Origin of the sequence: Streptomyces ziwulingensis (genome assembly GCF_039542605.1) — a bacterium.
GTDB classification, from domain to species: Bacteria; Actinomycetota; Actinomycetes; order Streptomycetales; family Streptomycetaceae; genus Streptomyces; species Streptomyces ziwulingensis.
Map to the genome: position 1 here is coordinate 1 of NZ_BAABIG010000019.1, position 24,141 is coordinate 24,141.

The 24,141-nt window shown below is 73.5% G+C and carries 16 protein-coding genes; 5 read left to right on the forward strand and 11 right to left on the reverse strand.

The window, feature by feature from the left end:
* Positions 1 to 359 precede the first annotated feature (359 nt).
* Complete coding sequence (locus ABEB00_RS09095; protein ID WP_345618632.1) at positions 360 to 809, forward strand: PTS sugar transporter subunit IIA; 450 nt, start codon at positions 360 to 362, stop codon at positions 807 to 809.
* A 95-nt stretch (positions 810 to 904) separates the two neighbouring features.
* Positions 905 to 2,575 carry a phosphoenolpyruvate--protein phosphotransferase gene (gene ptsP / locus ABEB00_RS09100; RefSeq protein ID WP_345618634.1) on the forward strand — a complete coding sequence of 557 codons (1,671 nt, stop codon included), beginning with the start codon at positions 905 to 907 and terminating at the stop codon, positions 2,573 to 2,575.
* Between the two features lie 60 nt (positions 2,576 to 2,635).
* On the opposite strand, the gene ABEB00_RS09105 is transcribed toward ptsP, so the two are convergent.
* Both ABEB00_RS09105 and ABEB00_RS09110 read right to left on the reverse strand, forming a co-directional pair.
* Positions 2,636 to 3,526, reverse strand: a complete 891-nt coding sequence (locus tag ABEB00_RS09105) for a hypothetical protein (protein ID WP_345618635.1) — start codon at positions 3,524 to 3,526, stop codon at positions 2,636 to 2,638.
* Positions 3,527 to 3,657: 131 nt separating this feature from the next.
* Positions 3,658 to 5,634: an acetoacetate--CoA ligase gene (locus tag ABEB00_RS09110; RefSeq protein ID WP_345618636.1), complete on the reverse strand. Its 1,977-nt coding sequence runs from the start codon at positions 5,632 to 5,634 to the stop codon at positions 3,658 to 3,660.
* Positions 5,635 to 5,848: 214 nt separating this feature from the next.
* Between ABEB00_RS09110 and ABEB00_RS09115 the strand changes: the two genes are divergently transcribed.
* Positions 5,849 to 8,224 (forward strand): glycoside hydrolase family 31 protein, encoded by a 2,376-nt coding sequence (locus ABEB00_RS09115; protein ID WP_345618637.1) that lies wholly within the window; start codon positions 5,849 to 5,851, stop codon positions 8,222 to 8,224.
* Positions 8,225 to 8,310: 86 nt separating this feature from the next.
* On the opposite strand, the gene ABEB00_RS09120 is transcribed toward ABEB00_RS09115, so the two are convergent.
* The 6 genes from ABEB00_RS09120 to ABEB00_RS09145 form a co-directional block, all read right to left on the reverse strand.
* Complete coding sequence (locus ABEB00_RS09120; RefSeq protein WP_345618638.1) at positions 8,311 to 8,847, reverse strand: NUDIX domain-containing protein; 537 nt, start codon at positions 8,845 to 8,847, stop codon at positions 8,311 to 8,313.
* 47 nt (positions 8,848 to 8,894) lie between these two features.
* The gene (locus ABEB00_RS09125) at positions 8,895 to 9,704 is read right to left on the reverse strand and encodes a M15 family metallopeptidase (protein WP_345618639.1); all 810 of its coding nucleotides are present in this window, start codon (positions 9,702 to 9,704) and stop codon (positions 8,895 to 8,897) included.
* Between the two features lie 68 nt (positions 9,705 to 9,772).
* Positions 9,773 to 10,378: a GTP-binding protein gene (locus tag ABEB00_RS09130; protein WP_345618640.1), complete on the reverse strand. Its 606-nt coding sequence runs from the start codon at positions 10,376 to 10,378 to the stop codon at positions 9,773 to 9,775.
* A gap of 85 nt (positions 10,379 to 10,463) precedes the next feature.
* Positions 10,464 to 10,859, reverse strand: a complete 396-nt coding sequence (locus ABEB00_RS09135; protein ID WP_345618641.1) for a DUF742 domain-containing protein — start codon at positions 10,857 to 10,859, stop codon at positions 10,464 to 10,466.
* Between the two features lie 9 nt (positions 10,860 to 10,868).
* Positions 10,869 to 11,303, reverse strand: a complete 435-nt coding sequence (locus tag ABEB00_RS09140; RefSeq protein WP_345618642.1) for a roadblock/LC7 domain-containing protein — start codon at positions 11,301 to 11,303, stop codon at positions 10,869 to 10,871.
* Positions 11,300 to 14,155: a sensor histidine kinase gene (locus ABEB00_RS09145; RefSeq protein ID WP_345618644.1), complete on the reverse strand. Its 2,856-nt coding sequence runs from the start codon at positions 14,153 to 14,155 to the stop codon at positions 11,300 to 11,302. The genes ABEB00_RS09140 and ABEB00_RS09145 overlap by 4 nt, the downstream gene beginning before the upstream one ends.
* Positions 14,156 to 14,569: 414 nt before the next feature.
* Between ABEB00_RS09145 and ABEB00_RS09150 the strand changes: the two genes are divergently transcribed.
* Both ABEB00_RS09150 and solA read left to right on the forward strand, forming a co-directional pair.
* Positions 14,570 to 15,151 (forward strand): hypothetical protein, encoded by a 582-nt coding sequence (locus ABEB00_RS09150; RefSeq protein WP_425586463.1) that lies wholly within the window; start codon positions 14,570 to 14,572, stop codon positions 15,149 to 15,151.
* A gap of 166 nt (positions 15,152 to 15,317) precedes the next feature.
* Positions 15,318 to 16,475: an N-methyl-L-tryptophan oxidase gene (gene solA, locus ABEB00_RS09155; RefSeq protein ID WP_345618645.1), complete on the forward strand. Its 1,158-nt coding sequence runs from the start codon at positions 15,318 to 15,320 to the stop codon at positions 16,473 to 16,475.
* Between the two features lie 67 nt (positions 16,476 to 16,542).
* Here solA and ABEB00_RS09160 read toward each other — a convergent pair whose 3' ends face one another.
* The 3 genes from ABEB00_RS09160 to ABEB00_RS09170 all read right to left on the reverse strand — a co-directional run bounded on the left by ABEB00_RS09160 (position 16,543) and on the right by ABEB00_RS09170 (position 23,997).
* Positions 16,543 to 21,180 (reverse strand): hypothetical protein, encoded by a 4,638-nt coding sequence (locus ABEB00_RS09160; RefSeq protein WP_345618646.1) that lies wholly within the window; start codon positions 21,178 to 21,180, stop codon positions 16,543 to 16,545.
* A gap of 47 nt (positions 21,181 to 21,227) precedes the next feature.
* Positions 21,228 to 22,112, reverse strand: a complete 885-nt coding sequence (locus ABEB00_RS09165; protein ID WP_345618647.1) for a hypothetical protein — start codon at positions 22,110 to 22,112, stop codon at positions 21,228 to 21,230.
* A gap of 358 nt (positions 22,113 to 22,470) precedes the next feature.
* Positions 22,471 to 23,997, reverse strand: a complete 1,527-nt coding sequence (locus tag ABEB00_RS09170; RefSeq protein ID WP_345618648.1) for a hypothetical protein — start codon at positions 23,995 to 23,997, stop codon at positions 22,471 to 22,473.
* Positions 23,998 to 24,141: the final 144 nt, after the last annotated feature.

The window sequence follows — 24,141 nt, forward strand, 5'->3', positions numbered from 1 at the left end:
AGACTCTCTCAGGCTTTCCTCCGGGCGCTTCCCTTCGGTGTTTCCAACACTATCAGGATTTCCCGACCTCCCTGACCACCCTCCTGCGAGCACGCAGAAGCGGATCCAGAGATAGGATCTGACAGATTGGAGTTCCGCCAGGTCGGGATGCTCACTGGCACCGCTCAACCTCAGGCAGGAGTAAAGACTCTACACGCACTCCGGGAACAGGTGCAAATCCATGGCGAGTGTGGTCTAGACCTCTTACCGGGAGCACTCATGCGGAACCGGTACTTCCTATGACATACGCTGCTGCTCAGCATGCCGTCCGGGACAGGCAGGGACGGCCCCTCTGACTCCACTTCTCTGGGAGGCTTCCCATGACCACCGTGACGTCCCCGCTGGCCGGACGCACCATCGGACTGGCCGCCGTGCCCGATCCGGTCTTCTCCGGGGCCATGGTCGGCCCGGGCACCGCGATCGACCCCGTCCGTGAGCCGTCGGAGGCGCTCTCCCCCGTGGACGGGGTCATCGTCTCCCTGCACCCGCACGCCTTCGTCGTGGTCGACGAGAGCGGACACGGCGTGCTCACCCACCTCGGCATCGACACCGTGCAGCTCAACGGCGAGGGCTTCGAGCTGCTGGTGAACAAGGGGGACACCGTGACGCGCGGCCAGGCGGTCGTGCGCTGGAACCCGGCCGCCGTCGAGGCCGCCGGCAAGTCCCCGGTGTGCCCGGTGGTCGCGCTGGAGGCCACGGCCGAGTCCCTCTCCGCTCTGCGGGAGGACGGCGAAGTGAAGGCCGGCGAGAGTCTCTTTCTCTGGCAGTGACGTGCTGAGCCAGTGACGGCAGCGCCGCCCTGCGGCGGCAGGCAGGACAAAGCACCGCGGCGGCAGGACTCGCCGCGCTATCGGAGACGGGTGAGATGGAGACAACGCTGCGAGGCGTCGGCGTGAGCCACGGGGTGGCGATCGGCGAGGTTCGGCACATGGGGACGGCGGTGCTGGAACCGCCGGCCAAGCAGATCCCCGCACAGGACACGGAACGGGAGCAGGGGCGCGCCCGTCAGGCCGTCGAGGCTGTGGCTGCCGATCTGACGGCGCGCGGCAACCTCGCCGGTGGCGAGGCGCAGGCGGTGCTGGACGCGCAGGCCATGATGGCTCAGGACCCCGAGCTGATGACGGACGTGGAGCGGCGCATCGCCGTCGGCAGCAGCGCCGAGCGTGCGGTGTACGACGCGTTCGCCGCCTACCGTGCGCTGCTCGCCGGTGCCGGGGAGTACCTCGCCGGTCGGGTGGCCGACCTCGACGACGTGCGGAACCGTATCGTCGCCCGGCTGCTCGGGGTGCCCATGCCGGGTGTTCCGGACAGCGACGAGCCCTATGTGCTCATCGCGCGTGATCTGGCGCCGGCCGACACCGCGCTGCTGGACCCCGCCCTGGTCCTGGGGTTCGTCACCGAGGAGGGCGGGCCGACCAGCCACAGCGCGATCCTGGCGCGGGCGCTCGGCGTACCCGCCGTGGTGGCCCTCCCCGGCGCCGGTGAGCTGCCCGAGGGCACCGTGATCGCCGTCGACGGTTCCACGGGCGAGATCTTCGTGAACCCCGCCGCGGAGAAGAAGGCGGAGCTGACGGCGCGGGCCGCCGAGCGCAAGGCGGCGCTCGCCGCCTCGACCGGGCCGGGTGCCACCTCCGACGGTCACAAGGTGCCGCTGCTCGCCAACATCGGTGGACCCGCGGACCTGGCCGCCGCGGTGGAGGCCGGGGCCGAGGGCGTCGGTCTCTTCCGCACGGAGTTCCTCTTCCTCGACGACAGCAGGAGCGCGCCGGGTACGGAGAAGCAGGTCGCGGCCTACCGGCAGGTGCTGGAGGCGTTCCCCGGCGGCCGGGTCGTGGTGCGGGTCCTGGACGCCGGCGCGGACAAGCCGCTGGAGTTCCTCACCCCGGCCGACGAGCCGAACCCGGCGCTGGGCGTGCGCGGGCTGCGCTCGCTGCTCGACCACCCCGAGGTGCTGCGTGCTCAACTGACGGCGCTGGCGAAGGCGGCCGAGGGGCTTCCGGTCCACCTTGAGGTCATGGCGCCGATGGTGGCGGACCGGGCCGACGCCAAGGCGTTCGCCGACGCCTGCCGTGCGGCCGGTCTGCGGGCGAAGTTCGGTGCGATGGTCGAGATCCCGTCCGCCGCGCTGCGGGCGCGCTCGATCCTGCGGGAGGTCGAGTTCCTTTCGCTGGGGACCAACGACCTCGCGCAGTACACCTTCGCCGCCGACCGCCAGGTGGGTGCGGTCTCCCGGCTCCAGGACCCCTGGCAGCCCGCGCTGCTCGACCTGGTCGCGCTGTCCGCCGAGGCGGCGCGGGCCGAGGGCAAGAGCTGCGGGGTCTGCGGTGAGGCCGCGTCCGACCCGCTGCTGGCGTGTGTGCTGACCGGTCTGGGTGTCACCTCCCTCTCCATGGGTGCCGCCTCGCTGCCGTACGTCCGGGCGACGCTGGCGAAGTTCACGCTCGCCCAGTGCGAGCGCGCCGCGGCCGCCGCCCGTGCCACGGACAGTGCCGAGGAGGCGCGGGGCGCGGCGCAGGCCGTGCTCTCCGGCGAGTAGCCGTTCGCCGTCGCCGTCCCTCGGGGCGCCCCACCGGTGGGTGGGGCGCCCCCAGGCTTTTCAGTGGTGGTGCCCCGGGGGTGGTCCCTCGTCGCCGAGGTCCGGCGGTGCGCAGTAGTCGACGTTGGACTCCGGTGAGATGAGATCGCCGGACTGGGCGTCGGTGCAGTAGGCGTCGAAGACCTCCGCGGCGGTGAGGGCTTCGAGGCCGTAGCCGCGCAGGCGCCAGCCGTGGACGCGGTCCGGGCTGCCGGGGGCGCTGGTGCGCATCACGAGTCCGCCGGGGAGGTGGGTGGCGAGACCGAGCGCGAGAACGCTGGTGAATTCGAGCGCCTCGACCTCGTCCAGGCGCGTGGTGCCGTCGGTGTCCTCGTCGGCGTGGAGGACCGCGAGGAGGGGTTCCGGGGTTTCGGAGACGCTGCAGACGAGGTGCCGGTTGCCCGCGGGGGACGTGTCAAGGATGCGGGTGAGGAGGGCGGAGGCGCGGGCGTAGGCGGCTCGGCCGAGGTCCTGGCCGCAGGAGGAGCAGGAGCCGAGGCGGGCCAGCAGGGTGGTGGCGTACTCCCAGGTGGCCTGGCGGACGGCCTCGTCGACGAGGGTCGGCAGAAGATCCGTGAGGGGCTGGCCCTCGTAGGGGACCGTGGTGCCGGTGGCGGCCAGTTCGGCGGTGAAGCGGGTGCGGCTGGAGGGGAGGTCGGGGTCGAGGTCCGTCTCCGTGCAGTAGTCGGCGTACTCCTCCGGGTCGAAGAGGGCGATCGTGGTGTGGGTGCCCTGCGCGGCGCGGGTGCGCAGGACGGCTTCGACGTGGCGCAGGTATGCCGGGTGGTCGTCGAAGGTGAAGGTGCGGTAGTGCCGCATGGTGCGGAAGTCGTGTTCGTCGGTGAGCAGGCCGATGGTGCCGGCGATCTCGCGGTGCAGGACGCGTCGGACGGTCTGGTCGGTGTGCGCCATGTTTCCCCCTGTGCGCGGTCGATCAATGCTCACTCACAGTAACCGCGCCCACTGACAACGGGTCGGCCGAGGGGGTACCGGCCGGCCCGTACGGGGTTCGAGGTTCGGGGTTCGGGGTTCGGGGTTCGGGGTCAGGCTCGTTCGCGGGCGAGGTCCTCGTAGAAGCGGAGCAGGTCGAGGTTGTCGACGGAGCCGGGGTTGACCGCTTTGGCCAGGGGGGTTCCCTGGAGGAGGCGTTTGACGGGGACCTCGATGCGTTTGCCGGTGAGGGTGTGCGGGATGCCGGGCACTTCGATGATCTCGTCGGGGACATGCCGCGGGGAGAGCTGTTCACGGATGGTCCGCTTGACGCGGCCCAGGAGCGCCTCGTCGAGGGCGGCGCCCGGCGCCAGGTGGACGAAGAGGGGCATCCAGTAGCCGCCGTCGGGCTGTTCGACGCCGATGACCAGGGATTCCTTGATCTCGGGGAGGCGTTCGACGGCCTCGTAGATGTCGGCCGAGCCCATCCGGACGCCCTGGCGGTTGAGGGTGGAGTCGGAGCGGCCGTGGATGACGACGGAGCCCCGGGAGGTCACGGTGATCCAGTCGCCGTGCCGCCAGACGCCGGGGTAGGTGGCGAAGTAGCTGTCGTGGTAGCGGCTGCCGTCGGGGTCGTTCCAGAAGCGGATCGGCATCGACGGCATGGGGTTGGTGACGACCAGTTCGCCGACCTCGTCGATGACGGGCCGGCCGTCGGGGTCCCAGGACTGAAGGTCGGTGCCGAGGCCGGGGGCCTGGAGTTCGCCGATGTGCACGGGGAGGGTGGGGACGGCTCCGGCGAAGCAGGAGCAGACGTCGGTGCCGCCGCTGACGGAGGCGATCCACAGGTCGGCGCCGCTCTCGGCGAACTCCTCGTGCAACCAGCGGAAGCCGTCGGGCGGGAGGGGGGAGCCGGTGGTGGCGACGCACTGGATCCGGGAGAGGTCGTGGTCGCGGGCCGGGTGGACGCCGGCCTTGTGGCAGGCCATGACGTAGGCGGCGGAGGTGCCGAAGAGGGTGGCGCCGGTGCGTTCGGCGATGCTCCACTGGGCGCCGATGCCGGGGTGGCCGGGGCTGCCGTCGTAGAGGACGATCGTGGTGCCGGTGAGCAGGCCGGAGACGAGGAAGTTCCACATCATCCAGCCGGTCGACGTGTACCAGAAGAAGCGGTCGTCGGGGCCGAGGTCGCAGTGCAGGCCGAGCTGTTTGAGGTGCTCGATCAGGATGCCGCCCTGGGACTGGACGATGGCCTTGGGCAGGCCGGTGGTGCCGGAGGAGTAGAGCACCCACAGGGGATGGTCGAAGGGCACCTGTTCGAAGACGGGTTCGGTGTCGGCGGAGGTCAGGGCCGACCAGCGCTGGGTGCCTTCGGGGGCTTCGGTGCCCAGCAGCGGGATGTGGACGACGGCGCGCAGGGTGGGCAGTTCGCGGCGGAGTTCGGCGACGGTGTCGCGGCGGTCGTGTTCCTTGCCGCCGTAGCGGTAGCCGTCGACGGTGAACAGGACGACGGGTTCGACCTGCTGGAAGCGGTCCAGGACGCCGCGGGCGCCGAAGTCGGGAGCGCAGGAGGTCCATACGGCGCCCACCGCGGCGGCGGCGAGGAGGGCGACGACGGCTTCCGGGATGTTCGGGAGGTAGCCGCTGACGCGGTCCCCGGGGCGCACGCCGAGGGAGCGCAGCTCGGCGGCGAGGGAGCCGACCTGGCGGCGCAGCTCGGCCCAGGTGACGGGGCGGGGTTCGTGGGTCTCGTCGACGTGGAGCAGGGCCGGTTCGTCCGCGCGGGTGGCCGCCGTGCGCAGGGCGTGCTCGGCGTAGTTCATGGTGGCGCCGGGGAACCACTGCGCGCCGGGCATGGTCCGGTCGCCCAGCACGCGCGCGTAGGGGGTGGAGAACCGGATGTCGAACCACTGGGCGACGGCTTTCCAGAAGGTCTCGGGTTCGTCGACGGACCAGCGGTGCAGGGCCGCGTAGTCGCCGTCGGCGGGGGCGCCGTGGTGTGCGGCGGCCCAGGTCCGGAAGGCGGTGATCCTGGCTCGGGCGATGCGCGGGGCGTCCGGCTGCCAGAGCGGCTGGGGGTTCGCGGTCGTCATGGGTCGGCTCCCGGGCTCTGCGCGTCGGATGCGTCCTACGGGCTCGGCCTCGGGGTGTGCGCAGGACGCGGCTGACACGGACGATGCCATGTGATCGACTTCTGCACCAGAGTGCGCCCCACTCGGTCCGTGTCGTGAAGATGTGCCGTCGGCACGGGTGAACGGCAGTTGAACGGTGCCGTTGTGGCAGGGGGGCAGTGGCAGGGTGAGCAGCATGGACGGTCGTGACCTGGTGCGTTCGATAAAGGCGGTCGGTTCGGTGGGGACGGCTCAGGGGTTGCGGACCGTACGGGCGGCCTGGCGGCGGCGGCGCGCGGACGCGGCGGGGCTGCCGACGCGGGGCGCGGAGCGGGCACGGGTGCCGGGGATCCTGCGGGAGGTGGAGTCCGGGCCCGGGGGCGGTGTCGTACGGTTCGACCGCTCGGAACTGCGGATCCTGGTGTGTGTGAACGGGGCGGTGTTCTGGGGCTGGGACGGGGCCGGGCCGGAGCCCTCGTACGCGTTGGCCGGCCGGTGCCCGGAGCCGGATCCGCGGGCGGCGCTGGAGCCGGACAAGGACGGCGGCTGGCGGGTGGTGGCCGAGCGGATGACGGTGGCCGTCTCCCGGCACGGCGCGATCGAGGTGCGCACGCCGGGCGGGGTGACGCTGCGGCGTGATCTGCCGCCGCGGTGGTGGGAGCCGGCCGGGGGCGGCGGGGCGCGCTGGATGCAGCGCGCGGAGGTGGCGGCGGACGCGCGGTTCTTCGGTCTGGGGGGCCGGGCCTCGGGGCCGAGGCTGCGAGACGGCCGGTACCGGCTGTGGAACACCGGTCCGGCCACACCCTTCGGCCCCGGGGACGGTCCGCTGTCCGTCACGATGCCGGTGCAGACGGTGGTCGCCGACGCCGGCACCCACCTGGTGTTCTACGACAGCTCCTGGGACGGCACGGTGGCGTTGCGGGAGGGCGAGGAGGGGGCCGGGTCGGGGCACGACCGGCCGGGGACGAGTGTGCTGCGGATGGACGGGGGGCCGTTGCGCTGCTGGGTGATCGTGGGGACGCCCGCGCGGGTGCTGCTCGCCTGGGCCTCGCTGACCGGGGCGCCGGCGTTGCCGCCCGCCTGGGCGCTCGGTCATCACCACGCGCGGAGCTTCGGCGACGAGCGGGAGGTGCGGCGCACGGTCGCCGGCTACCAGGAGCGCGGGCTCCCGTTGGACGCCGTGCACCTGGACGTCGGTCACCACGACGGCCGTGAGGTGTTCACCGTCGATCAGGAGCGGTTCCCCAAGCTGCCGCAACTGGCGCAGGAGCTGCGGCGGGACGGGATCCGGCTGGTCTCGGTCGTCGGCCCGGCGGTGGCGGCCGTGCCCGGTGAGCGGGTGTACGACAGCGGTGTCACCGAGGAGGCGTTCGTGCGGGACGCGGCCGGCCGGGACGTGCGGGGGGTGGCGTGGTCCGGGGAGGCGGTCTTCCCGGACTTCACGCACGCGCGTGTGCGTGCGTGGTGGGGGGAGCTGTACGAGGAGCGGCTGGGGCAGGGGTTCGCCGGGTTCTGGCACGACATGGACGAGCCCACGTCGTTCGCCGCCTTCGGTGAGTCGACGCTGCCGCGTTCGGCGCGGCACGCCCTGGAGGGGCGCGGCGGTGACCATCGCGAGGCGCACAACGTGTACGCGCTGTGCATGGCCCGGGCCGGTCATGAGGCGTTGCGGCGGCTGGAGCCCGGGGAGCGGCCGTCGGTCCTGTCACGCTCGGGCTGGGCCGGTTCGCAGCGCTACGGCGGCGTCTGGTCGGGCGCGGTGGCGCCGGGCTGGCCGGGGCTGCGGGCGTCGCTGGCGCTGGTGCTCGGGCTGGGGCTGTGCGGGGTGCCGTACTCGGGTGCGGACGTGGGGGGCGTCGACGGGAGTGTGTCGCCGGAGCTGTACCTGCGGCGGCTCCAGCTCGGCGCGTATCTGCCGTTGTTCCGGACCCGCGGGGATGCGCGGGAGGGGCGCGGGGAGCCGTGGGAGTTCGGGGACGAGGTGCTGGCGCACGCGCGTGCGGCACTGGTCGAGCGCCGACGGCTGTCACCGTACTTCCTGACGCTGGCGCATCTGGCCCGGCGTACCGGAGCGCCCGGCGCGCGGCCGTTGTGGTGGGCGGCGCCGGAGGACCGGGCGTTGCGGGACTGCGCGGACGCCTTCCTGCTCGGGGACTGCCTGCTGGTGGCGCCGGTGCTCGGCCCGGGGGCGGACCGGCGTGCGGTGCGGCTGCCCCGGGGGCGGTGGTACGACACAGCGACGGAACGGGCGTACGAGGGGCCGGGGCAGGTGCTGGTCGACGCCCCGGCGGCTCGGATCCCGGTGTTCGCACGCGCGGGTGCGGTGATTCCCGTGCGCGGTGCGGACGGCGGGCTGGAGCTGGAGGTGTGGGCGCCCGCCCGGGGGCGGACCGGGGGCGGGCTGGTGGTGCCGGACGCGGGCGACGGATGGGACGAGCCGGAGGTCGAGCGGTACACCGCGCGGTGGCAGGGCCGTGGCGTGGTGGTCGAGCGGGAGGGCGAGGGGGGCGCGGTGGAGTCGTCCTGGCCGGTGCGGGTGCGGGGGCTGGCCGAGGCCCCGTCGGAGGGGTGACGGGTCGGACGGAGCGGGGGTGGCGCGACGGGACCTGGCGAGACCGGGGCGGGACGGGCGGACAGGGTGGGGTGGGGTGGGGTGGGTCAGGCGTAGCGGCCTTCGAACCAGGCGTGTGCGGCGAGGGTGTGCAGGGGGAAGGCGAGTTCCTCGGGCCGGCGCAGGAGGTGCCAGCCGTCGGTCTCGTCGGTGGGGGCGGACGGCGGGAGGTCCTCGGCGGGGCGTTCGGGCAGGACGCCGAGGAGGAGCAGGTGGCCGTCGGGCGCGCTGAGGGCGTCCACCAGGCGTACGTCCCGGCTCGCCGCGTCGATGCCGGTCTCCTCGCGGAGTTCACGGACGAGGGCCTGCCGCCAGTCCTCGCGGTCGTCGACGTAGCCGCCGGGCAGCGCCGTGCCTCCGTGTGCGGGTGACACGGTCCGGGTGATGACGACCAGGGCGGTGCCCTGGGTGTCGTAGACGGGCTGGAGGGCCACCACCACCGGCAGCGGGTTGCGGTAGGCGACGGTGCCGCACGCCGGGCAGGTGCGGGGCCAGCCGGAGACGCCCTCTCCGAAGGGCGCGCCGCAGCTCGAACAGTGGGAATTCGGCGCGGGGTTGGACACGGAGGTTTGAGATTCGGACACGCGCGGACTGTATCCGATCAGGAGAGGGGCCTCTTCGGTGCGGCCGGTCAGGGGCGGCCGGTGAGCGACTCCGTCGAGAGGGGGAAGTCGAAGTAGGTGTCGGGGTAGGGCTCGGCCTGGTACGTGTAGTGCCACCACTCCTCGGCGAGGTTTCCGAAGCCGAGGTCCTCCAAGGTGTTCTTCAGCAGCAGCCGGTTGGCGCGCTGGGGGCCCTGGACGCGCGGGTCGAGGGTGTGGGAGAGGGTGTCGAAGCAGTCGAAGCCCGTGCCGGTGTCCACGGAGTTGTCGGGGAAGCGCTCACCCTGGGGCGCGGTGCAGGGCACGAGGGGCTCGCCCGGCCGGTACGGGCGGGTGGGCCGGGCGGGCAGTTCGACAAGGGTGAGATCCACGGTGGAGCCGCGGCTGTGGCCGGACTTCTCGGCGATGTAGCCGTCCGCGAAGAGGCGGCTCTTGTCGACGTCCGGATAGAACTCGGCCTTCATCGCCTGGTCGTCGAGGTCCCGCGCCCAGCGGACGAAGTGGTCGACGGCGCGTTGCGGGCGGTAGCAGTCGTAGACCTTGAGGGAGTAGCCCTGGCGCAGGAGCCGGGTCTGGGCCTCGCGCAGGGCCTCGGCGGTGGGGCGGGTGAGGAGGCAGCGGGGCTGCCGGTAGCCGGCTATGGGCACGCCCACGAAGTTGTGCGGGGTGAAGTAACGGATCTCCTGGAGGATCGTCGGGGCGACGCTGCGGAGGGCGACGAAGTCCCCGGGCGCCCTGGGGTCGGTCCCCGCGTGCGCGGTGGCGGGGAGCGTGGTCACGGCGAGCAGTACGGCGAGGGTGGTGAGCAGTCCTCGGAGCGAGACGGCGATTCGTGTCATGTCCCCTGCGTCTATCAGGAACAGGCGGCTCGACGGAAGCGGGCGCCCCGGGGGCGCCGCCGGACCGGTCAGGTGGTGACGCTGCTGCGCTGGTGGGCGGCGCTCGTCATCGCGTGCTGGACGACGCCGACGAGGACCGCCTTCACCGACTCGCGGTCACGCGCGTCGCACATCATGAGCGGGACGTCACCGTCGAGGTCCAGGGCCCGGCGGACGTCGTCGGCCGGGTAGCGGGCCGCACCCTCGAAGTTGTTGATGCCGATGACGAACGGGATCGCCCGCCGTTCGAAGTAGTCGACGGCGGCGAAGCAGTCCTCCAGGCGGCGGGTGTCGGCGAGCACCACGGCTCCGAGCGCGCCCTCCGACAACTCGTCCCACATGAACCAGAACCGTTCCTGGCCCGGCGTGCCGAACAGGTACAGCACCAGGTCCTCGCGGAGGGTGATGCGGCCGAAGTCCATGGCCACGGTGGTGGTGTGCTTGCTCTCGACACCGCTGAGGTCGTCGACGGGACGCCCGGCCTCGGTGAGCCGTTCCTCGGTGCGCAGCGGCCTGATCTCGCTGACCGCGCCGACCAGGGTGGTCTTGCCCACGCCGAAGCCGCCTGCCACCAGGATCTTGAGCGTGACGGGTTCGACCGGGGGCTTGCCGCGCTCAGAACGCCCGAAGATCATCGGTCTCTTCTCCTGCTTGCTGCTGGTTGGGGAGACGCGGCGGGGCGACGCGCCTTGCCGTACGGGGTCCGGTGGGCCGCGCCGCTCACAACGCCCGGAGGCCGCTGATCACGTCGCGGAGAATGCTCTCGTCCGGCAGTTCCGCCGGGGGTACGGGCCGGTTCACGTGCACGAGTTCGGCGTCCACCAGGTCGCCGATGAGGACGCGCACCACCCCGATCGGCAGGTCCAGTCCGGCGGCGAGTTCGGCGACCGACTGCGGGCTCTCCTGGCACAGCCCGACGATGTCGACATGTTCCGGGGAGAGGGAGGTGTCCGCTTCCGGTTCGTCCGCGCGGGCCTCGGTGACGACCACCGCGATGAGGTCGAGGCGGTGCTGGGCCGCGCTGGTGGTGCGGCCCCGCGTCATGGCGTACGGACGGACGACGGGACCGGCCTCGTCGTCGAACCAGTGGTGTCTTCCCTGACCGTCTGCGCTCATGTCATCCCACTACCCGCCTGAGGGCAGATCGGTGCGCGGGGCGGTGCCCAGGTGTACGCCGACGCGCTTGACGAGGAGGGTCATCTCGTAGGCGACCAGGCCGATGTCGGAGTCCGCGTCGGACAGGACGGCGAGGCAACTGCCGTCGCCGGCCGCCGTGACGAAGAGGAATGCCTCGTCGAGCTCCACGACCGTCTGCCGGACGTCGCCCACCTCGAAGTGGCGGCCCACGCCCTTGGCGAGGCTGTGGAAGCCGGAGGCGACGGCGGCGAGGTGCTCGCTGTCCTCCCGGCTCAGGTCACGGGAGGCTCCGGTCGCCAGGCCGTCCCCGGAGAGCACGACGGCCTTACGGATGCTCGCGACGCGCTCCACCAGGTCGTCGAGAAGCCAGTTCAGCTCCCCGACGATGGTCGCGGAGTGGCCGGTCGCCTTCGGTGCGGTCATCGACCGTCTCCCTCTGTCGTTCGTTGTGATGCGTTTGGTGCGTGTGGAGCGTATGGAGCTGGTGGTGCCTGTGGTGCCTGTGGTGCCTGTGGTGCCTGGGGTTCTTCAGGTGGCTGTGGTGTTTTTGGTGCTGATGGTGCTGATGGTGCTGATGGTCCTGATGACTTTATTGCGCCGGCTGTGTCGTCGGTCGCGGTGTTCTCCCTGCGGCCGCGCTGCCAGCCTCGCTGCAACGAGGCCATGCGGCTGCGCACTTCGTCGGCGTCCCGTTCGGCGGTCGCGGCCCGCTCGTCGGTGCGCGGCTCCACTCCCTGCCGGAGCTGAGGGGCCAGGTTGGCCTGGCGTACTCGCCGGGGCAGTGCGTCCGAACCTCCGGCACCGGCACCGGCCGTGGGCTCCTCGCCCGCCTGCGGGGTGCCCCGGCGGCGGGCCGGCAGCGCCGGCAGCGCGTCCGGGGTCTCGCGGCGCTCGCGGGGCGGCAGCTCGCCGGTGGGCGTGCTGGGCGCGGCGGGCTGCTCGGCGGGCGAAGGAGTTCCGTCCGTTCGGCGGGGCCGGTCGGAGACCGGGCGGCCGTGCGAGCTGACCAGCTTCGGGGTCCGACGGCGGGGCAGCGGGACCGGACCGTTCGGGTCGACCCGGCCGGCCCGGTCGCCCGGGTGGTCGCCGGGACGCTCGCCCGGCCGGCCCGTCGGCCCGTCCGGCCCGGACACACCGGAGCGCCGCTGCCGGAACAGCGCGCCGCGTTCGCCCTCCCGCTCGCCGAGGACGCCGGGGAGCCCGCCCGGGGCGTCCAGGTCGACGGGCGCCTCCAGTTCGACCGGTCCGTCGAGGAGCGAGCCGGGCAGACCGGCCGAGCGCGCGGGCGTCCGGGACAGGGCCGAGCGACGGCCGCGCTCCCCTTCGCCCTCCCTGCCGCGGTCGGGGCGGTCCAGGCGGAATCCGACGCCGTTGGTGTCGGGCGCGTCCTCCGTCAGCAGCGAGTCCGGTACGAAGACGACCGCGGTGGTACCGCCGTACGGGGACGGCTGCAGGGACACGCGGACGTTCTGGCGCTGGGCGAGCCGGCTGACCACGAACAGGCCGAGCCGGTCGGTGTCGGAGAGTTCGAACTCCGGGGTCTCGGCGAGCCGGAGGTTGGCGTCGAGCAGGGCGTCGGCCGCCATGCCCAGGCCGCGGTCGTGGATCTCCAGGGTGAAGCCGTTGGCGACCCGCTCGCCGAGCACCTGCACGGCGGTGTGCGGCGGCGAGAACACCGTGGCGTTCTCCAGGAGTTCGGCGACCAGGTGGGTGAGGTCGGCCACCGCCGGTCCCGTGACCGCGATCCGGGGCAGCCGGCGCACCTCGATGCGCTCGTAGTCCTCGACCTCGGCGACGGCGGCGCGCACCACGTCCATGAGCTGTACGGGCTTGCGCCACTGCCGGGAGGGGGCGGCGCCGGAGAGGATGACCAGGCCCTCGGCGTGGCGGCGCATGCGGGTGGTGAGGTGGTCGAGCCGGAAGAGGTCGGCCAGTTCCTCGGTGTCCTCGGTTCGGCGTTCCATGGTGTCCAGCAGGGTGAGCTGCTTGTGCAGCAGGACCTGGCTGCGGCGGGCGAGGTTGACGAACACCTCGGAGACGCCGGAGCGGAGTTCGGCCTGTTTCACGGCGGCCTCGACGGCGGCGCGCTGGAGGGTGTTGAGCGCCTGGCCGACCTCGCCGATCTCGTTCTTGTCGTACTCCAGGTACGGGACCTCGGTCTCGACGTCGACCTGTTCGCCCGCCGAGAGGCGGCGCATCACGCTGGGCAGTCGCACCCCGGACGCCTCGTGCGCCTCCAGGCGGAGCTGGTTGAGGTCGCGAATGAGGGTCCGGCCGACGCGTACGGAGAGGAAGAGGGAGAACAGCAGGGCGATCAGACCGAGCGCGCCGGCGACGACCGCCTTGGCGATCACGGCCATGGCGACCGGCTGGACGCGGTTCTGATAGCTGTCGGCGGCCTGGTCGTCGAGGGCGCCCAGGTCGTTGAGCACGCTCCCCGCCGCGGTGTCCCAGCTTTCGGCGCTGACGCTGCCGGTCCCGCCCGGGTCCGCGGCGACGGCCGCCTCCTCGGCCGTGCGCAGGGGCGCGGAGGCGGCGTTCTTCCAGAAGTGCTCGTAGCGGTTGCGTTCCGCGGCGGGCAGCAGCGCGAGGCTGACGTCGTACAGCAGGGTGCGCTGTGCCACCAGGTCGGAGACCTGCCGGACCTCGGTGCGGGAGAGTTCCCCGGTGACCAGGGCGGAGCCGAGGAGGGCGTCCTCGCGGGCGAGCAGTTCGCGCGCGCGGGAGAGGTTGACGAGGGCGCGGTACTGCTTGTCCAGGGTGACGTTGTCGACGACGTCGAGGTGGGTGAGCAGGGCGTGGCAGGGGTCGACCAGGCGGTTGTACAGGCCGAGGGCCTGGGCGCGGTCGACGGTGCCGTCCTCGACGCCGCGCCGCAGGGAGCCGATGCCGGCGAAGGCGTCCAGGGCAGCCGTCAGGCGTTCGGACTCGGACTCGCTGAGGGCGTCCTGGACGTCGGGGTCGGCGGCGCTCTCACGTATCCCGGCGAGCGCTTCGTCGGTGAGGACGCGGCTGCGCCGGAGGGCGGAGAGGCCGTTGGAGGCGCGGGGGTCGGCGAGGTAGACGAGGGTCTGCCGGCGTTCCTGCTGGAGGACACGGACGGTGTCCTCGACCGGATAACCGACCTTCTCCACCATGGTGGAGACGCTGAACAGACGGCCGGCCTCGCGTCCGGTGAGCACCGTGGCGAAGGCCCAGATCGCCATCAGGGAAACCAGCGGCACGAGCAGCAGCGCCACGATCTTCCGGCGGATGGACTTCCCGCGAAAGCGCATGGCCTCCCCCAGCTCGCCCCCCGATCCGGCCGGAGGCACACATGTGCGTCAACAAACGGCGCGAGCCTACTACTGACGCGCGGGTAACCCGAAAACAGGACCGGAAGCTGAACTTCCGTACCCCTGACCAGACATACCCAGTTGTCCTGCTATTACGGGAGATCACCCTCTCGGATCGGAGAGCGGCAGGGGCGCGGGCACCCGCGGTGGTGGCCCGATTGGCCGGAATTCTGTTCCCGGCCGGGAATCTTGTGGAGGCGTCGATCGTCTTTCTCTACGGGATACGGGGACGGAACCGGCCACAGGAGCCGGGTGCCGCACCCGAGCGGCGTAGAACAGCGCAAGCCGGGCAACCACAGGGGGACCCTTCGGGGACGGGCGAGCGGTCTGCTGGCGGTGGGGAGTGACACATTGATGAGCACGGTGGAGCGGCAAGAGGCGCCTGAGCGGGGTGGGATCACCCGGCCGAGAGCCGAGGTACGTCCCGGGGCGCCGGGAGCCGGCCGGCTCCCGGAACCGGAGACCGACAATCCGGTGGAACACGACGGGCGGCCGGGGTACCGGTCGCGAGAGCGGCCGGGCTACCGGCCGGAGGAACGGTCGGGCTACCGGCCGCTGTGGCTGGAGGAACCGGCCCGGCGCCGGCGGCTGCCCGACCCGGTACGGACGGCGGCGGTCCGCGCGGTGCTGATCGTCTCGGTGACGCTGATCGAGGCGATGGTGGCCTTCCTGTCCACGCTGGCCGGATCCTGGTTGGCGTTCCCGATGGTGATCAGCAGCGTGGCGAGCACGGTGGTCGCCACCTGGGGCGTGCTCGACGTCTGGGTGACGCGCCAGGTCTGGAACCAGCGGCACGGCGTGGTGTCGATGCCCAGCAGCACGGCGCGGGCGCTGCGCCGCGAGCGTCGCCGCTCCCGTCGGCACGCCCGGTCCGCGGCGCGGTCCCAGGAGCGGATACGCCGCAGGGGCGGCGCCGGACAGTTGTCCCACCCGTGACGCCCCGAGGTCCCGAGGTTCCGAGGTCCGCGCTCCGCGGGCCCTGGGCGCGGCGGATCCCCCGGTCCTGAGGTCCCGGCCTGCGACGCCGTGACCTGCGCGTCGTAGGGTTGCCTTCCCGGCCGTCAGAGGACGGACCCGTGTCCGCCGACAGGAGGCCCCGCGCATGTCCCCCACCTACGACGTCATCGTGATCGGTCTCGGCGGGATGGGCAGCGCCGCCGCCCACCACCTCTCCGCCCGCGGAGCGCGCGTGCTCGGCCTGGAGAAGTTCGGCCCGGTGCACGACCGGGGCTCCAGCCACGGTGGTTCCCGGATCACCCGGCAGTCGTACTTCGAGGACCCGGCGTACGTGCCGCTGCTGCTGCGCGCCTACGAGCTGTACGAGGACCTGGAGCGGGCCACCGGCCGTGAGATCGCCACGCTGTGCGGCGGGGTGATGATCGGGCGGCCCGGCACCCGGGCGGTCTCCGGCTCGCTGCGTTCGGCGCGCGAGTGGGACCTGCCGCACGAGATGCTGGACGCCGCCGAGGTCCGCCGCCGCTTCCCGACGCTCACGCCCGCGGCCGACGAGGTCGGACTGTACGAGGCCAAGGCGGGGCTGCTCCGTCCGGAGAACACGGTCGCCGCCCATCTCCAGCTCGCCACCGGCCAGGGCGCCGACCTGCACTTCGACGAACCCATGACCGGCTGGGAGCCGTACCGCGACGGCGTGCGCGTGCACACGGCGAAGGGCACCTACACGGCCGGCCGGCTGGTGATCTGTCCCGGCGCGTGGGCCCCTCGGCTGCTCGCCGACATCGGGGTGGACTGCGTGATCGAACGGCAGGTCATGTACTGGTTCCAGCCGGACGGCGGCATCGAGCCCTTCCGCCCCGAGCGGCACCCGGTCTACATCTGGGAGGACGCCGCCGGTGTCCAGGTCTACGGCTTCCCCGCCCTCGACGGCCCGGAAGGAGGCGCCAAGGTCGCCTTCTTCCGCAAGGGGGCGACACCCACGAGCCCCGAGACCATCGACCGGACCGTGCACGACGACGAGGTCCGGGCCATGGCCGAGCAGGTGTCCGGTCTCCTGCCGGATCTGCCGGGCCACTTCCTGAAGGCCGCCACCTGCATGTACACCACCACCCCGGACGAGCACTTCGTGATCGCCCCGCATCCCGCGCACCCGGACTCGGTGACCGTGGCCTGCGGTTTCTCCGGGCACGGCTTCAAGTTCGTGCCCGTCGTGGGCGAGATCCTGGCCGACCTCGCCCTCACCGGCGCAACGGCCCACCCCATCGGGCTGTTCGACCCGGCGCGGTTCGCCGCCGGAACGGTCTGAGACCACCGCGGGAGCGGCCCAGCGCGGCAGCGGCCCAGCGTGGGAGCGGCCCGCCGCCGCGGGGTGGTCAGTTGGGTCGCTTGAACATCCGGGTCGCGGTGATCTCGCTGCGCACCGCTTCCTCTCCCTCGCCGGCCGGGGCCTGCTGGGGAAGTCCGGGCCTGAGGTGCTCCTCCACGCTGATGTACTTCAGTCCGGCCCGCAGGTCCGCGTCGTTGCGCAACCGGATGACCAGCGGGAACTCGGCCAGCGCCGTGGTGTCGAAGAGGCCGGTGGTGTAGAGGAGCTGGACGCCGAGGGCGTCGGAGACGGCCCGCTGCAGTTCCAGCAGATACGTGGCGTTGGCGCGGCCGATCGGGTTGTCGAGGAAGAGCGTGCCGGCGTGGCGGTGCCGGTCGCGGCCGCGGTCGTTGCTGCGCAGGGCGGCCATCGTGCAGTACAGGGCGATGGCCGCGGTGAGCAACTGGCCGCCGGAGAAGACGTCGCCCATCTGCCCGACGGGGACGCGTTCGGCGCGCAGTACCGCGTCCGGCTTGAGGATCTCCACGGCGATGCCCTTGGGCCGGAGGGCGGCGGCGACGCCGCGCAGCAGCAGGGACATGCCATCGCGCCGCAGGTCGGAGTTCTTCTTGACGGCCGCCCGGGTCGCCTCGTCGATCACCTCGCCGAGCCGCTCGGTGAGGGTGGCCTGGTCGGGTTCCTCGAAGCGGATGCGCAGGAACTCCTGCCCGGACCACTCGCCGAGCCCTTCCGGGAGGCGGGAGAGCCGCTGGGCGGAGCGGAGCGTGGCGAGCGCCGACTCGACCAGGCCGCGCAGGCGGTCCACGATCGAGTCGCGGTTGCGCTCCAGTTGCGCCAGTTCGTCGGTGAGCACCCGCAGCCGGGGCGCGAAGGCGTCCGCCCATCGCTGGGCGTGCTCGGGCAGGGCGACGGCGGGCAGTTCGCGGATCTGCTGGCGGGCCGGGGTGCGCACCTGCTCGTAGCGGGTGGAGTTGGCGTGCCGGACGAGGATGTCGCTCGTCTCGCGCACGGCGGCCTCGGCGGCGGACAGGTCGGCGGAGCAGCCGCGCAGCGACCGGCGGGTCTCGGCGGTGGCCTGCCTGGCCTCCTCCGGGCTGCCCGGGTACGGCTCGGTCTCCTCCTGCTCGTCCTCGGCGGTGTGCTCGCGCAGCAGGTCGCGCAGCAGGGCGGCGATCTCGTCGAAACCGCCGGCCGCGTCCTCGGCCGCGCGGTGCTGCTGGAGCAGTCCGGCGTGCGCCTCGCGGGCCCGGGCCAGCGCCTCGGTACGGGTGTTCAGTTCGGTCGTGGCCGTGCGCAGCAGGGTCTGGGCGTGCTCGGCGTCCTTCGGCACCAGTTCCTCGGGCAGCTCGGTGTGCGCCTCGGCCTCCTCGGGGGCGAGCCGTTCCGTCTCGCCGCGCAGCCGGCCGAGCTGCTCGCTCGCGGTCGACACGCGGCTCTCCAGCAACTGGACCAGCTCCTCGGCGCGGGCCGCGGCGGCCTGCCGGGAGGGTCCGTCGGAGCCGTCGGGTGATTCGAGGAGCTGCTCGGCGCGGGTGCGGACCTTGTTGCTGAGCCGGTCCAGATCGGCGCGGGCCGCGCTCTCGTCGCTCTCCGCGCGGGCCTGCTCGGCACGGAGGTCGGCGTCCACCCCGACCTTCTCGTAGAGCTGGGAGGCGGCCCGGTACGCCTCGCGGAGCGCGGGCAGCGAGGACCGGTGCGGTTCCGTGCCGTCCTCCGGTACGTCGTCGGGGGCGCCGGCGATCTCGGAGCGCTCGGCGCGCAGCGCGCGGGCGGTGCGGCGGGCGTCGTCGGCGGCGCGCTGGGCGGCGCGGCGGTCCTCGTCGGCGGCGCGGGCCCGGTCCAGGCAGACCTGGGCGCGGGCCTCGGCCTCGGTCGCCTCGTCGGCCAGTTCCCGCAGTCGCGCCTGCCAGCCGGCGCGTTCGCGCAGCCGGAAGGCGAGTCCGGCGAGGGCGTCGGCGGCGCGGCGGGCCTGCTGCGCGGCCTCCTGCCGTTCGTCGCGTACCCGGACTGCCTCGGCGGCGGTCTCCTCGGCCTCCGCGCGTGCGGTGCGGGCCTCGGCCAGTGCCGCCTCGGACTCCTCGGCGAAGGTGTGCGCCGCCGCGGCGAGCCGGGCCAGTTCGGTGAGCCGCCCGGCCGGGCAGCCGGTGCGCCAGGAGGCGAGGCGGGCGGTCAGCTCGCGGTCCTTGCCGAGGCGGGCGGCGAGCGCGCGGATCTCCTCGTCCCGTTCGGCCGCCCGGGCGCGCAGCGTCTGCCGCTCCGCGTCGGCGGCGTGTTCGTCGTGCATGGCGGGGTTGGGCGGGACGAGGAAGACGCTCTCGTCGCCGGAGCCCGCGGCCGGGGCGGGGGCGAGCAGGGCGGCGGCGGTGCCGACGGCGACGGCGGAGCGCGGCAGCAGGGCGGCCTCGCCGAGGGCCTCGCGGGCGCGGAGGTGTGAGGCCGGATCGGTGATGATCACGCCGTCGACGAGTTCGGGCCGGGCGGCCAGGACACGCGCGTGGTCGGCGGGGTCGACGGCCTGGGCGAGGTAGCGCCAGCCGGGCAGCGCGGGGATGCCGTGCTCGCCGAGGAACTCCACGGTGGCCAGCACGTCGGGGCCGGGCGGCAGCAGCCCGCCGTCGCCCAGCGCGCCGAGGATGCGGGCGTCGTCGGCGGCGGCGGTGCGCAGCTCGAAGAGCTGGCGTTCGGCGGAGGTGACGGAGCCGTCCAGCAGTTCCCGCAGCTCTTCGGCGAACCGGTCGAGTTCCTCGGCGGTGAGTGCCGCCGCGCCGGCCGGGGCGGTCTCGCCCCGGGTGTCGTGGTCGGCGTCCTGGCGGGGCTGCGGGATACCGGGCCGGGTGCCGGGGTCCAGGCCGAGCAGTTCCGTCAGGCGCTCCTCGGCCGCCAGGGACTCGGCGGTGCGGCGCTCGGCATCGTACGCGCGGGTGGCGGCGGTGGCGGCGTCCGCCGCGCGGGCGGCCGTCAGTTCGGCGCGGGACTCGGCGCCCGCCGCCTCACGCGCGTGCTCGGTGGCCCGCCGGGCCGCTTCGCGGGCGGTGTCCCAGCCGGCGACGGTGGTCTTCTCGGCGTCGCTGGCGGCGAGGGCCGCGCGGGCGGGGTCGGCGTCGGGGGCGCTGTCGTCGAGCCAGCCGGCGCGCACCGCCTCGGCGGTCTCCTGCTCCACCTCGGTCAGCCGCTGCCGCAGGTGTCCGGCCTCGCTGCGGGCGCGCTGCGCCTCGGTGGCGGCGGCGGTGGAGTCGCGGTGGGCGACGTCGCCGATCTCCTGGAGGGCGGCGGACCGCTCCTCCTCCTCGTCGGCGTGGCTCTCGGCCTTGCCGGTCGCCGCGTGCAGGGCGCGGACCAGGTCGACGGCGGCCCTGGAGCGGGCAGCGAGGGCGGGGGCGGCGTCCCGCTCCGCCTCCTGGATCGCGGCGGAGACACGGGTGGCGCGGTCGGTGGCGGCGCGGTGGCGCAGTACGGCCTCGGCGGCCTGCCACGCCGAGTGCAGGGTGCGGGCGTCGGCCAGCTCGCGTTTCTGCGCGGCGGCGGACTTCTCGGCGGCGGCGAGGGCCAGCGAGGCGTGCCGGTAGGCGAGTTCGGCGGCGACCAGGGCGCCGCGCTCCCGGATCGATTCGGTGCGGGTGACGTCGTGGGCGGTGCCGGTGACCCGCTGGGCCAGGTCGGCGGCGCGGGAGCGTTCCACCAGGCCACGCGCGGAGAGCCGGCGGGCGAGGTTCCTGGTGCGGCGTTCGGCGGCGGTGTGGATGTCGCGGGCGCGGGCGCGGGCGTCGGCGGCCTCGACGATCCGGCCGAGCAGGTCGACGCTGCCGGCGGTGAAGTCCCGTTCGGCGATCAGTTCGGCGCGTCGGCCCAGTTTGCTGCCGAAGCCGCCGACGAGGTCGGCGAGTCCGTCGGTGTCTCTGGTGTCGGTGACGGCCCGGAGCAGCAGGTCGGTGAAGTCGGAGTCCTTCTTGACCGCGAAGAGGCCGGCCGCCTCGCCCTCGTCGGCGTTCATCTCGCGCTGGTAGCGGAAGAGTTCGGGATCGAGGCCGAGGTCGCCGAGGTGTTCGATCCAGCGGTCGTGGATCTCCTCCCAGTGCACCTCCAGGTGCGGGTACGCCTTCCCGGCCTCCGTCAGCGCGTCGCGGAACCCCTTCATGGTGCGCCGGCGGCCGTGTGCTCCGGAGGCGCCCTCGGCGCTCGGACGGACGGCGGTGGACTCCGCGACCGGCAGGTTGTCCAGGGAGAGTCCGGGGCCGGGCCGGAAGGAGTACCAGGCTTCGGCGAATTTCCTCGGGTCATTGGAGACCTGGCGTCCGCGCCACTCGCTGGCCTTGCCCACGACGACGCACTCGCCGGTCTGGACGTGCTGCCACTCCAGGGCCACGTGCCCGCAGTCGTCGGCGAGCAGGAACTTGCGGAGCACTCCGGAGCTGGCGCCGCCGAGGGTGTTGCGGTGGCCGGGCAGCATCACCGAGAAGATCAGCTTCAGCAGGACGGACTTGCCGCCGCCGTTCTCCAGGAAGAGCACGCCGGCGGGGGCGGGCCGACGGGGCGGGCCGACCGGCTCCGCCGCGAAGAACTCCGCCTGCGTGGGCGCGGGGTTGGGCACGATGTCGCCCACGCCGCGCAGGTCAAGCACGGTGTCGGCGTAGCGCGCACCGGCGGGTCCGATGGAGTAGAGGCGGACCCGGGACAGCTCGTACATGGCGGACTCTCGTAAGTCTCGGTGAGGTCGGTGGGGGGGCGGGGCGGTCAGGAGGAGTGGAACGGCAGCCCGGCGTCGGCCACCAGTTCCAGGGCGTCGGTGTCCTCGGCGGGGAGCAGGGTGGGGGTGCCGTCGGTGACGGGTACGACGCCCAGTTCGAGCAGTTCGGCCAGGGCGGCGGCGCCGGCCAGGTCGCGGACCTGGAGCTGGTAGCGGGCGGTGGTGCGGTAGGTGCCGCCGTGGTCGTCGCCGGTGCGCTGGAGGAAGCCGGATTCGGTGAGGAAGGCGACCGCCTTGCCGATGATGCCGGTGGTCGAGCCGGGCAGGCGGCGGGCGTCCTTGGTGGCGCCGGTGGCACTGCGTCTGGCCCAGATCCGCCAGGCCGCCTCCAGGCCGGGGGCGTCGCTGGCGGGGTCGGTGTTCTCGCCCTGTTCGGCGGCGCGCTCCTCCAGGCGCCGGCACGCCTGGCGGACGAAGCCGTCGACCCCGTTGACGGTGACACGGCCGATGTAGCCGTCGTCGGCGAGGTCCTCGGGGCGGGGGAAGGCCATGGCGGCGACGGCGAGGTGGGCCAGTCCGTGCAGGAAGCGGTCGCCGGAGTCGGAGGCGGCCCGGCGCGCGTAGTCGCCCATGCGGACGGCGAAGACGGAGTCCTCGGCGGCGGTCACGGCCATCCCCGCGCGGGGGGAGACTTCGAGCACGATCAGTCCGAGGCCGGTGGCGACGGCGTCCGCGAGCCGGGCGAACGCCGGGTCCTCGCGGTAGCGGCGCAGCAGGTCGGCGTACTCCTGGTCGCGGGCGGGGAGCGCTTTGGGCTGGAGGCCGAAGGCGACGAGCCGGGCCGCGTCGGCGGCGTCGGCGGGCGTGACGGCCGCGGCGGCCGGCCCGGCCGTCACGGGCTCCGGTTCGCTCCGGTCGGCGTGGTCGGTCACGGTCGGGGCTCCTCGATGCGCTGGGGTCGATGCTGGTGCTGGTGCTGGTGCTGGTGCTGGTGCTGGTGCTGGTGCCGGTGGTGGGGCTGGTGCCGGTGGTGGGGCTGGAGGGGCTGGTGGTGGGGCTGGAGGGGCTGGTGGTGAGGCTGGAGGGGCTGGTGCCGATGGGGGTGCTGGTGGGGCTGGAAGGACTGGTGCTGGAAGGACTGGTGCCGGTGGGGCTGGAAGGACTGGTGCCGGTGGGGCTGGAGGAGCGAGTGCATGTGGTGCCGGTGCCGGGGCCGCTTCCGTTCGGTGTCTCCCGGGGGCTGCCGGTGCCCGGGGGCCGCCGGCCCGCGCCGGCCCTCCGGACCGCTCCTCACGCCGCCTCCGTCCGGTCCGCCGCCATACCGGCGGCGTCCAGCAGGGCGGTGCCCACGACGAGGTCGGCGCCGCCGAACTCCTCGTCGTCCAGCTCCGTCCCGTCGTCCACGGCGAACAGCAGCTTCTCCTCACCCTGCCGGTAGGCCGTGCCGACCGGCGGGCTGGCGGCGTGCACCGCCAGCAGGGCGACGAGGTACGGCAGCTCGCGGTCGCGCCGGCGGGCGTCGGCCAGCAGGCCGGAGAGCCGACGCGGCGCGTCGTGCGGCAGGTCGAGCAGTTCCATGGCGGCGGCGAGCTGCGCCTCGCTGAAGCGGCTGTCGTCCGGGGTCGCGATCAGGTCCGGCTCCGGCATCTCCGCACCCAGGTGTTCGCGCTCGACGGGCGGCGTCAGCAGGATCTCGACGAGGTCGCCGACCCGGACGGAGACCGGCGTGCGCAGGCCCGTACCGCGGGCGAACCAGGCGTCGGTGACGCGCGACGCCTCCTCCACGGGCAGCGGCAGGACCGGCGCGACGAGGTGGCCGTAGAGGTCAATGCCGCTGGTGGCTAGCGGAGCGGCGAACGCCTGCCGGTCCTGCTCGGCGCGGAACAGCGGCCCGGCCTCCAGCAGTCGGGACTGGAGCTGGGTGTGCCGGCGGATGCAGTCCTTGACGATGTCGACGAGTTCGGCCGCGCGGCGCTTGTTCTCCGGTTCCTCGGACTCGTCGCGGGCCTTGCGGATGTTGGTGAGGATCGCGTTCTCGTGGCGGTACCGGTCGGCGACGTGGTCGAGCGCCTCGGCGATCATGTCGGGGACGGTCTGGAGCCAGTCCACCGCGCGGACGTTGCGCCGGGTGGCGTCCAGGGCCCGGCGGAGGGTCTCCGAGTACTGCACGGTCCGGTACCGGGCCTGTTCCGCGGCGAGCTGGGCGTCGGCGAGCCGGCCGCGGCTGATCAGCGCCTCCAGCTTGACCTCGGCGGCGATCTGGGCGCTGGTGACGTCGGTGTCCAGAGCGCCGACGAGGACGTTGACCGCCTCGTCGGTGGTGCGCAGGTAGACGGTGCCGCCGGGGCCCGGGACCTCCTCGATCAGCTTGAAGTCGTAGTCCCGGCGGACGTAGGAGCCGTCGGGGGCGAAGGTGCCGTAGACCGCGCGGAAGCCGCGGTCGACACTGCCCACGTTGATCAGGTTCTCCAGGACCCAGCGGGCCACCCGCTCGTGCTCGGCGGCGGGCCGGGCGGGGGTCTGGGCGGCGACGCGCGGGACGAGCCTGGCCACTATCTGGTCGTGGTCCGCGCCCGTGTCGAAGTCCATGTTCAGGGTGACGAGGTCGATGGCGGCGAGGGCGACCTCCGCCATGCCGTAGACCGAGTACTCGCCCGCGAGATTCGCCTTGCGCACGTCGAGGTCGTGCAGCGGCGCGGTGCAGGCGAGCGCGCGCAGCCGCCGCGCCAGTCCCTCGTCGGCGGCCGGGCCCGGCGCGGGGCGCGGCCCCGCGCTGAGCTGGGGCGGAACGCTGTCCGTCGATGCAGGCGAAGTCACGGTGCACAGACTAGGTCCTAGGTCTGACATCGGCCCAAACGACCGCAGACGCCCCCACCCGGCGGCCGGGTGAGGGCGCGCCACGCCGTCGCCCGCCGGGTGCGGGACGCCCGCGGCTCCGCGCCTGCTTCTCCGCGTCCGCCC

What these genes read in the sequence shown, in the direction of transcription:
- ABEB00_RS09140 (WP_345618642.1), bottom strand. Translation starts at nt 11,303, where the DNA reads ATGACCGCACCGAAGGCGACCGGCCACTCCGCGACCATCGTCGGGGAG.
- ABEB00_RS09130 (WP_345618640.1), bottom strand. Translation starts at nt 10,378, where the DNA reads ATGATCTTCGGGCGTTCTGAGCGCGGCAAGCCCCCGGTCGAACCCGTC.
- ABEB00_RS09145 (WP_345618644.1), bottom strand. Translation starts at nt 14,155, where the DNA reads ATGCGCTTTCGCGGGAAGTCCATCCGCCGGAAGATCGTGGCGCTGCTG.
- solA (WP_345618645.1), top strand. Translation starts at nt 15,318, where the DNA reads ATGTCCCCCACCTACGACGTCATCGTGATCGGTCTCGGCGGGATGGGC.
- ABEB00_RS09095 (WP_345618632.1), top strand. Translation starts at nt 360, where the DNA reads ATGACCACCGTGACGTCCCCGCTGGCCGGACGCACCATCGGACTGGCC.
- ABEB00_RS09135 (WP_345618641.1), bottom strand. Translation starts at nt 10,859, where the DNA reads ATGAGCGCAGACGGTCAGGGAAGACACCACTGGTTCGACGACGAGGCC.
- ABEB00_RS09160 (WP_345618646.1), bottom strand. Translation starts at nt 21,180, where the DNA reads ATGTACGAGCTGTCCCGGGTCCGCCTCTACTCCATCGGACCCGCCGGT.
- ABEB00_RS09105 (WP_345618635.1), bottom strand. Translation starts at nt 3,526, where the DNA reads ATGGCGCACACCGACCAGACCGTCCGACGCGTCCTGCACCGCGAGATC.
- ABEB00_RS09110 (WP_345618636.1), bottom strand. Translation starts at nt 5,634, where the DNA reads ATGACGACCGCGAACCCCCAGCCGCTCTGGCAGCCGGACGCCCCGCGC.
- ABEB00_RS09115 (WP_345618637.1), top strand. Translation starts at nt 5,849, where the DNA reads ATGGACGGTCGTGACCTGGTGCGTTCGATAAAGGCGGTCGGTTCGGTG.
- ABEB00_RS09150 (WP_425586463.1), top strand. Translation starts at nt 14,570, where the DNA reads ATGAGCACGGTGGAGCGGCAAGAGGCGCCTGAGCGGGGTGGGATCACC.
- ABEB00_RS09125 (WP_345618639.1), bottom strand. Translation starts at nt 9,704, where the DNA reads ATGACACGAATCGCCGTCTCGCTCCGAGGACTGCTCACCACCCTCGCC.
- ptsP (WP_345618634.1), top strand. Translation starts at nt 905, where the DNA reads ATGGAGACAACGCTGCGAGGCGTCGGCGTGAGCCACGGGGTGGCGATC.